We start from the raw sequence: 9,400 nt of genomic DNA, 5'->3' as shown, positions 1-9,400 counted from the left end.
ACATTCCATCATAATTTTATAAAAGAACGCAAAAAGAAAGAAGAATAAGAAAAACAGTAGAAATACATCAGAAATATTAAAATTTTGTATTGGTAATTCTACATTAAGTACTTGAAAAGCGGATATGAAATTTCCTATCAAAAAACACCCTATTGCAATAGTAATGCAAACCCAGAATACTCCTAACTTAATTTTTTGGGATAATATAGAATACAGTAATGAGATAAATACAGTAGTTTCAACGACTAAAGATGATAGTCGGATATTAAAATCTGATACGAAATAATGATTCGGAAAAACAAATAAAAATATAAAGCAAAAGCTTATATAAGTTATTAAAGCCAATATCAATACATAAAATTGCACATATACATGTTTACGCAATGGATTCACCTTCTTGATTTTTCTATACTTTTATTAAAAAATGGCTTGATGGTGGCACAAGTCCTACTAATTAAAATGTGTGCTATCTATTATCCATATTATGACCTTTTTAAAAGATTTCTTTCTACACACAACAATCTTATTAACTTTTTGTAGATGTTTACAATTATCAATACTGAGGATTCTAAAAAGGATAAGCTGAAAAATGTAATTTTTTAAGTATTTGAGCATCGTAAATTTGGCGGGTACAACTTATCTACTCTTTACATATGAGATAGAATCTACTCCTCTATTGGATTATAGTTGCTATCTGTCATACTTAAAAAGGAATGAAAATATACTATCATTAAAATAGAAATTCAAATTAGTTTACGAAACTAACTGTAACTATTATAGTTACACAAAAAGTTGATGTCAATTTCATATCCTCCCTTTTTAACGGACAAAAGACATGACCTATTGAACAAAAATGTGATGTTTATAAAAAGGGCGGTAAAGTTTTATCTCCTTACTCAAAGAATTATAAATGATTTAGAATTAGATGAAATTGAAGCCAATATTGCATCTCCCTAAAAAGAATGTTACTCTAAAAATAGAATTATGAAAGGAATGATGGATGAATAATGATTAACTAATTTATATTTTAAGTTGAATTTTATAACTTCAAACTACAAAATATAGGGTTAGTCTATCCATTTTTAAAATTCAGTTCATACTTTATTTGTCATGATTCAAATGATTAATAAGCACTTATTAAGTATAGACGAAAGACTAATCCTTCCGATTACAAATTGGGGGATTTTTTTATTCCCGTTTGTCTTAGTTGAAACTTACTAATTGTTAAATGTACTTCACAAATAAAGGAGCGAGAAAAATGAGTACTTCAGATACTATTGTTACACATGTAATGCTCTATATAAGTCGTTAATATCCATCAAACTTATATAGAGGAATTAAAAAATGGATGGATGTTCCGACTTTATATGAAACGTTTCGATATATAAAGGAGGAATTATTATGTCAATGATAAAGGTCCAAGACTTAACTTTTTCATACCCAGGTAGCTTTGATAATATTTTTGAAAGTGTAAACTTCCAAATAGATACGGATTGGAAGCTAGGATTTATTGGTAGAAACGGACGAGGTAAAACGACATTCTTTAATTTATTGTTAGGGAAATATGAGTATAGCGGGAAAATCCTTGCTTCAGTAGAATTCAATTACTTCCCCTACTCTGTTTCAGATAAGAACAAATTCACTCATGAAACCCTTGAAGAAATTTGTCCCCAAGCCGCAGATTGGGAACTTCTACGTGAGATATCCTATTTAAATGTTGATGCTGAGGTCATGTACAGACCATTTAAAACATTATCAAATGGGGAACAAACAAAAGTGTTGCTTGCTGCACTGTTTTTAAATGCGGGTCAATTTCTATTAATTGATGAACCAACAAATCACTTAGATACAGATGCACGAAAGATAGTCTCCGATTATCTAAGGAAGAAAAAAGGATTTATTTTAATTTCACATGACAGAATCTTTTTAGATGGGTGCGTTGACCATATCCTATCTATTAATAGAGCAAATATTGAAGTTCAAAGTGGTAACTATTCTTCTTGGAAGTTAAATTTTGATAGACAGCAAGAACACGAGAAGGCTACAAATGAGCGTCTACAAAAAGACATAGGGCGATTAAAACAGTCTTCCAAACGTTCAGCAAGTTGGTCTCATGACGTGGAAGCTTCAAAAAATGGAACGAGGAATTCAGGCTCTAAGTTGGATAAGGGGTTTGTAGGACATAAAGCAGCCAAGATGATGAAAAGAGCAAAAAACCTTGAATCAAGGCAACAAAAAGCTATTGAGGAAAAATCAAAATTACTAAAAAATGTGGAAAAAACTGAGTCATTAAAATTGGAACAATTGCAATTTAAATCAAATGAATTGGTTACTTTAGTTGACGTGTCCGTTAAGTACAATGATCAAATTGTGACTGAGCCGATTAGCTTCATAGTTGAACAAGGTGACCGAATTGTACTTGATGGAACGAATGGGAGCGGAAAAAGTAGTATCCTAAAACTAATTCTAGGACATCCGATACAGCATACAGGCTTAGTTACTTTAGGTACAGGACTCATCATTTCCTATGTCCAACAAGATACTTCTCATTTGAAGGGATCGCTATCAAGCTTTATTGAAGAGCACAAGATTGATGAAACCTTATTTAAGTCCATCCTAAGTAAGATGGACTTTGACCGAATTCAATTTGAAAAAGATATATCTCATTATTCTGGTGGACAAAAGAAAAAACTGCTTATCGCTAAAAGTTTATGTGAAAAAGCTCATATATATATATGGGACGAACCACTAAATTTTATAGATATCTATTCCCGTATGCAGATTGAAGAACTTATTCAACAATTTAATCCCACAATGGTTATTGTTGAGCATGATAAAATATTTCAACAAACAGTTGCAACGAAAACTATATCTATGTAGCTCAAAACGAATACTTGAAAATATAATCATTAACTTGAGTCCTTGAATTATAAAAACTTTAATGAATTGATAAAAAAAGCCTAATTTCTCTACAATACATTGAGAAATTAGGCTTTAAATAGTAATAATAGAATTCATAAACACTGAATAATTTACACATTAGGTTTATCTGTTAATGCAGTAACAATTCTGTCCACTAAGTCTTCTGGCATCCATTCATGATTTGTATCATTCGTTTCATTTGGCCCTAAAAAATCAATAAACTTTTTAAACTTTGGAAATAAAACAATAGAAGTGATCCAATGTATCGTATGATTTATGGAGAAAAAATGAAAAACTCCTTGCTTTTCACCCTCCTGTAATATTTCTTTTAACTGTTCAAAATTACCTATAAAATATGGTTGCTATTTTAAATGCCATTCACGCTTAAATATAGGAGTCTTCTTGGCTAAAATGATAAAAATAAGCACATCTTGTTATAAAAACAGATGTGCTTATTTTTTAATTTCTATGCATTTTTACGTTTTAAGAAAATCACTCCACCAACAATTAACAGTAATGCTCCTGCAGCCATAGAGAACCAACTTGTAAGATTAGTACCTGTTTGCGGTAACCATCCAATTTTAGATTGAATTTCTTTCTTAGGTTGTGGTTGTTCTTTTACTTGCTCGTTAGGTTGCTCTGGTGTTGGCGTATTTTTATCTGAATTTGGCTGTTCTGGTTTAGGTTGTTCCGGCTTTACCTCTTTAAATTTCACTGTTTGTCCCTTATCTTCAATTTCAGCGTGAATAGCTACTAATATATTATCTTGATACAGTTCTTCAAATACTACTACTTCTTTACCTTGTAATGCAGAAGCATTAAATGTGAAATCTAGTGTGATAGAACCATTCTTCTCTTTAGCAATAAACTTAGATTCTACTGTTACTTCTTTACCCTCAACTAATAATGGCTTGTTTGTTGCTTTATCCATCAGTTTACCTTTTACAACATACTCTTTACCCGCGATTAAGTCTTTGTATTCCACTTTATCTTGGATTGTTACAGATTTAGAAGCGTCTAACTCTTTAGAACCATCAGCTTTGTTTGTTGCTGTCGTTTTAATAGAAGGCTCTACAAATCGAACTGTTTGACCTACATCGTTAATATCAGCGTGAGTTGCAATTACTTGCCCTTCATGTAATAAGTCTTCGAACACAACTACTTCTCTTCCTTGCTGTTCAGCACCAACAAAAGTAAAGTCTAATGTTACAAAACCGTTCTTTTCTTTTGCAGTAAATTTAGTATCAGCTGTTACTTCTTTACCATCAATTAGTAATGGTTTGTTAATAGCTTTGTTCATTAATTTTCCTTTTACAGTGTACTCTTTACCAACAACTAAGTTAGTGTACTCCACTTTATCCTGGATTGTGATAGAATCCTTTGAATGAATCTCTTTTCCACCATCAGCTTTGTTTGTAGCAGTTGTTTTTACTGATGGCTTAACGAACTTAACTGTTTGACCTTTATCATTGATATCAGCATGTGTCGTAACAACTTTTCCGTCTTTCAATAACTCTTCGAATACTACTACTTCTTTTTCTTCTAAACCAGTTGCATCAAAAGTGAAATCTAGTGTAATAGAACCATTTGCTTCTTTTGGTGTAAACTTCGTTTCAGCAGTTACTTCTTTACCATTTACAACTAATGGTTTATTAGTCTCTTTATTCATTAATTTACCTTTTAAAGTATACTCTTTGCCTACTTGTAGGTCTTTGTATTCCACTTTATCTTGGATTGTTACAGACTTAGACGTGTGCATTTCTTTTGTACCATCTGTTTTATCAGTAGCTTTTGTTTCTATTGAAGGAATCTTTTCATCTTTGACAATGTGTTTAATGATTTGACCATTCTCTTTAATTTCAAAAGAGAACGTTTCTTCATTTAATACATAACCTTTTGGTGCAACAGTTTCTTTATATGTGTATTTTCCAAATGGTAACTTTTCAAATTTAGCGATTCCTTTATCGTCTGTTTTTCCTTTTACTACTTCTTTTCCTGCTTCGTTATAAATCGTAAATTCTGCATTTGGAAGCTTGTTATTTCCATCAGCTACATCTACCTTTGTAATTTCTAGATCACCTTTGATAAGATGATTAACTGCCAATAGCTCAATAATCTTTCCATGTTCCTTTATTTCGAACACAATCGGTTCTTTAACAAGAACGTAACCATTTGGAGAAACCTTTTCTACAAATGAATATTTACCATACGCTAAATCTTTGACGTTAATCTCACCATTTTTATCTGTCTTATATTCCCCAACTACTTTTCCACTTGCATCTTTTAGCTCGAATGCTGCACCTTCTAATTTTTTACTAATATCTTCATTATCTACTTTTAGTAATTTTACACTACCTTTCACTTCGGTATTTTCCACTGTAAAAGTAAGTGTTTTATTGTGCTCTTTAATTTCAAAAGGATACTTTGTTTTATTTCCAATATATCCATTAGGTGTTTTTGTCTCTAAGAAATAATATTTACCATACGTAAGACCTTCAACGTTTGCAATTCCATTTTCTTTTGTTACTACTTTTTTCACTTCTTTTCCATCTTCAGTGAAGACTGTGAATTCAACATTTGGTAAAATCTTTCCTGAATCACTAAGCTTTTTAATTTCGATGCTACCTTTTACTTTGTTATTTACTATTTGGACAGCTCCTGTTTCTCCTGTCTTAACTTCAATAGTTTGTGGTTTATCATCTGAAACATAGCCTGTTGGTGCTTTAATTTCTTTTAATGTGTAAGTACCAATTGGTAAGTTGTTTAATTCTGCCATACCATCAGCACCAGTCGTGATTTTTCCGACTGATTCATTATTTACATTAAAGACCTCAAATACTGCACCAGCTAAAACTTCTCCATTTTCTCCAACCTTTTTAATTTTTAAAGAACCAGCTGCTTCCCAATTTACTGCAAGATCACTACTAAGCTTTTCTTCATTTCTCTCTAATAGTACTGTAGCATTCTGAACAGTATCCGTACCACGGTAAGCAATTGCTTGAACTTTAGTTAAATTAGCAGCTACACTTAAATTAAATTCACCCGTTTTTGTATTCTTAGGAATTTGGATACGAAATTTTTCTCCAACTGAAAGCTGATCTTTCACTTCTCCATTTTCACTTACAATTCTAACTCCATTAGGTGCATTTTTCGCTACTACCTTATAAGAACCACTCTTAGCATTTGTTTGTACTGAATATAGATTTGTTTCGAAGAATTCACCCTTTAATTCTGCTTTTTGCTTTTCAGCAGGAATCACATTCATAAAAACATCTTGAGTCTCTTCACTATTATTAGCATTACTAATAATAGCCTTAGCTGCTTTTTCAACATTTTTATTCTCATGTTTTAATTCATTTACATCGAGTTGACCTAATGCATTCCAAACCGCAAGTTGCGTTGCATAATGCGCTTCATTTTTATTAGCTACTCCCAGCTGTTCAGCACTTTTTTGCGGGAAACCATTTAATAAGACTCTATATACTACATTATCTGTTTTCCCCATTTCAGGAAGATCTTCACCATTTGGTGATTTTAATCCAAGGGTTAAGCAATAAGCAATTTGACCACTTGAATTTTTAATCATTTCAGTGCGAATGTACTTACCTAGACTATTACTATAACTCCAGTCCATTGAATATTTCTCATGCGTCATAACCTCTGCACTAGCCCTAGGTAAAAATACATTAAGGAATAATGCCAGTACTGATAATAATGTAAAAACTCTTATAATGACTCTCTTACCCAATTTTGTAACCTCCCTAGAATAAATTAATCCGAGTATATATCGCAATATCTAAAACATTCACGATCGACCCATTTATCATTATAAAACAATAAATTACAAATATTAAATAATTTTAATAAAATAGTCAAAAAATTTACACATTTTATTATTTATCAAGTTTTTTAACGAATTTACTATATACAAATTCTAAAACACGCCTACAATTTAAAAGACAAATATGTATGTTAAATATATAAATAGCAATTCCTTTACTCCAGTTATTAAGCTTTCCCCTATTAAAAATATCCTCTTCATTTTCTTGTTAACCTGATTAACTTATACACCTCTTCTAATCTATTACACTCCTCCATTTAAATATAAAGGTGACTTCTCGTTCAAAGAATAAAGTGAAACTTTAATCCTCCCGATTCCCATCTAACTTCTTTGCTTTCATTGAATTTTTGGGCGGGAGTCTTACTGCCCCAAAATAGCGGGATACATTATGCAATATTGCATTTGATAATTATTTTCATTGTAACTATAATGATTACAGGATTACTATTAATCCAATATTCTACATGGAGGTTTTATTATGTTTAAAAAAATTATTGTATCTTCTATGGCGCTTACTATGTTCGGTGGAGCTGCAACTATGCTAGAGGCACCTACTGCTCAAGCAGCTTCTTATAACTCAACGTCATCCTCTTACTTTGATGTCACTCCTGAAGAGGCCGTGGCTTTCTATCAATCTCAAGACTATAAAAAATTAAAAGTATTTTTGGATGACTTTGAAGCAAGAAACCCTTATACTCCAGGTGGAGGCTACGCTCAAGGGAGTGTACGTATGCAAAAATTCAACGATGCTCTTAGAGATGCAAAATTAACAAATGTCTATCAAGAATTTATTAGAATCTCATACTACAATCATTATCCAGAACCAAAATAATAACAACGGATTAAATGTTTATTATTTCTATAACTTAGCCTAATTTTAAATGTATAACCTAAAAATAATTACTAAAACCACTCATATAAGGGTGGTTTTTCTATTTCCCCATATAATTTAGCGGAATGTTACATCATCTTTATTTTAATATGTTTTATAGTAGACATTCTCTAGTTGACACAATCTAGTAGGTTAGCAATGGGAATATCAAAATATATTTATAATTATTTTCTGTTTAATAGCAAAAAACGAACACCCTCTCACAATTAGATAAGGTGCTCGTTTTCATTTTTATCGGTAATTCTCAATTCACTTTAGCTTCTTTCCAATAAGTAAAGATTAAATTAACTTAAAAACAAAGCGTTTTAAATTTAATTCATAGATCTTACTGAAACTTGGAATTGCCCCTTAGAACCATCATCATTTGAAACGTAAATTTTATATGTTCCATTCGGCAATGGAGATAAAGCATTCCGTACATTTGTAACATTAATTTGTTGTTCTCCAGGTTTTATATAACCACCAACAATTAGCTCTGTATTTGGACCTTTTACACTATATCCCATTGTATTTTGACCATTATTTTTCATAGAAAAGCTTAAGTCAGTACTCCCATCATATACGAAAGAAGTTACAGCCTCGCCACTATAATCCATTGTTTGGGTTAATAATAAGTCTGCAGAAACATGTTCAACTACATGAATTGGATCATTCGTTTTGTGTACTTCTTCAGCATAAGTATTATTCCCTAACACACCAAGTGTTAATGCTGAAACTACTCCACAACTAAGCACTAGTTTATTTAACTTCATTTTAAGTTCCCCCTTGATGTTTGTATTCTATTACCATCATACATCCTTTTTTAAGTGCGTTTTTATGTAATAATTCATATCTATAAACCTATATATTTTAACTTTCCGCCTTAATAGTTATTGAGAAAGCCACATAGATAAAGCTACAATATTACACTTCATAAAAAACTTATAAATTTTAAAATCTTTTTCTAACAAAGTTTTATACGAGGAAGTACCAAAATACTCAAATAAATAGCATTTCTATTTCAGATAAAATGTACTAATAAAATTTTTCTAAAATTTCACTTTGTAATTTGATATATTCCATGTTAATATAACGAAGGCTACAAAACAGGAGTCACCACACATATCATTTTCACAGAATATTCATACTTAAAGAACCTTATTTTATCAGTAACTCAATCCCAATTTTACCTATACAAAAGTTAGTTTATAATTTCATATGCACATGAATTTAAATAGATTTTTTATCTATTATTTTTTCTATTTTCCTTATCGATTTTAATACGAGTAATATAACAGCACTTTTCAAGTACCCTTCCTTTTTAGATAAAAAGTCTACTAATACTAAACATCTTTGTCCAACTCATACATAATTCTACTTACAAACTATCGGAGATGCAAAACTATGGGAATTTCTACTCTTTTATTAAATACCTTTATTATAATAATTTGTATCCTTAGCTATCACGTATTCTGGCTAGAGTTTAAAGAAAAAATAACATGTAATAATATGTTATTTTCTATCCTTTCCTCCATTGCTATTATTTTTTGTATGACTTTTCCTTTTCATTTACATGTGGGATTTATTTATGATTTACGTTTTATTCCTATTATATTAGTTTTTCTATTTGGAAATACAACAAACATTGTTTTTCTAGGAATTTTATATCTTTCTTACCGGTTTTACTTAGGCGGAAATGGCGTTCTCCCATCTTTTATTACTTTCCTCTTTATTTTGGGCTTAAAAATCCTCTTCGGTACTTCTTA

4 protein-coding genes and 3 pseudogenes are annotated in these 9,400 nt (G+C 30.9%); 3 read left to right on the top strand and 4 right to left on the bottom strand.

What is annotated here, in order from left to right; translation table 11 throughout:
• A pseudogene (locus DN404_RS30195) lies at positions 1-384 on the bottom strand (GGDEF domain-containing protein); the annotation flags it as partial.
• Positions 385-1,401: 1,017 nt separating this feature from the next.
• Between DN404_RS30195 and DN404_RS30190 the strand changes: the two are divergent.
• A complete protein-coding gene (locus DN404_RS30190) occupies positions 1,402-2,880 on the top strand; it encodes an Lsa family ABC-F type ribosomal protection protein (protein ID WP_149215872.1) in 1,479 nt (492 codons plus the stop codon).
• 152 nt (positions 2,881-3,032) lie between these two features.
• On the opposite strand, the pseudogene DN404_RS30185 reads toward DN404_RS30190, so the two are convergent.
• Positions 3,033-3,284: pseudogene (locus DN404_RS30185) on the bottom strand (TetR/AcrR family transcriptional regulator); the annotation flags it as partial.
• 104 nt (positions 3,285-3,388) lie between these two features.
• A complete protein-coding gene (locus DN404_RS30180) occupies positions 3,389-6,670 on the bottom strand; it encodes a VaFE repeat-containing surface-anchored protein (RefSeq protein ID WP_149215871.1) in 3,282 nt (1,093 codons plus the stop codon).
• Between the two features lie 571 nt (positions 6,671-7,241).
• Between DN404_RS30180 and DN404_RS30175 the strand changes: the two genes are divergently transcribed.
• Positions 7,242-7,595 (top strand): hypothetical protein, encoded by a 354-nt coding sequence (locus DN404_RS30175; RefSeq protein WP_000473483.1) that lies wholly within the window; start codon positions 7,242-7,244, stop codon positions 7,593-7,595.
• Between the two features lie 371 nt (positions 7,596-7,966).
• Here the strand turns inward: DN404_RS30175 and DN404_RS30170 are convergent, their stop codons facing one another.
• Positions 7,967-8,407: a hypothetical protein gene (locus tag DN404_RS30170; RefSeq protein ID WP_000773522.1), complete on the bottom strand. Its 441-nt coding sequence runs from the start codon at positions 8,405-8,407 to the stop codon at positions 7,967-7,969.
• A 631-nt stretch (positions 8,408-9,038) separates the two neighbouring features.
• Between DN404_RS30170 and DN404_RS30165 the strand changes: the two are divergent.
• A pseudogene (locus DN404_RS30165) lies at positions 9,039-9,400 on the top strand (sensor histidine kinase); the annotation flags it as partial.

It is taken from the genome of Bacillus sp. TE8-1 (assembly GCF_008368855.1).
GTDB lineage: Bacteria > Bacillota > Bacilli > Bacillales > Bacillaceae_G > Bacillus_A > Bacillus_A cereus.
Note: the sequence above shows the minus strand (reverse complement) of the source record. Positions and strands in the feature narration are given on the sequence as shown.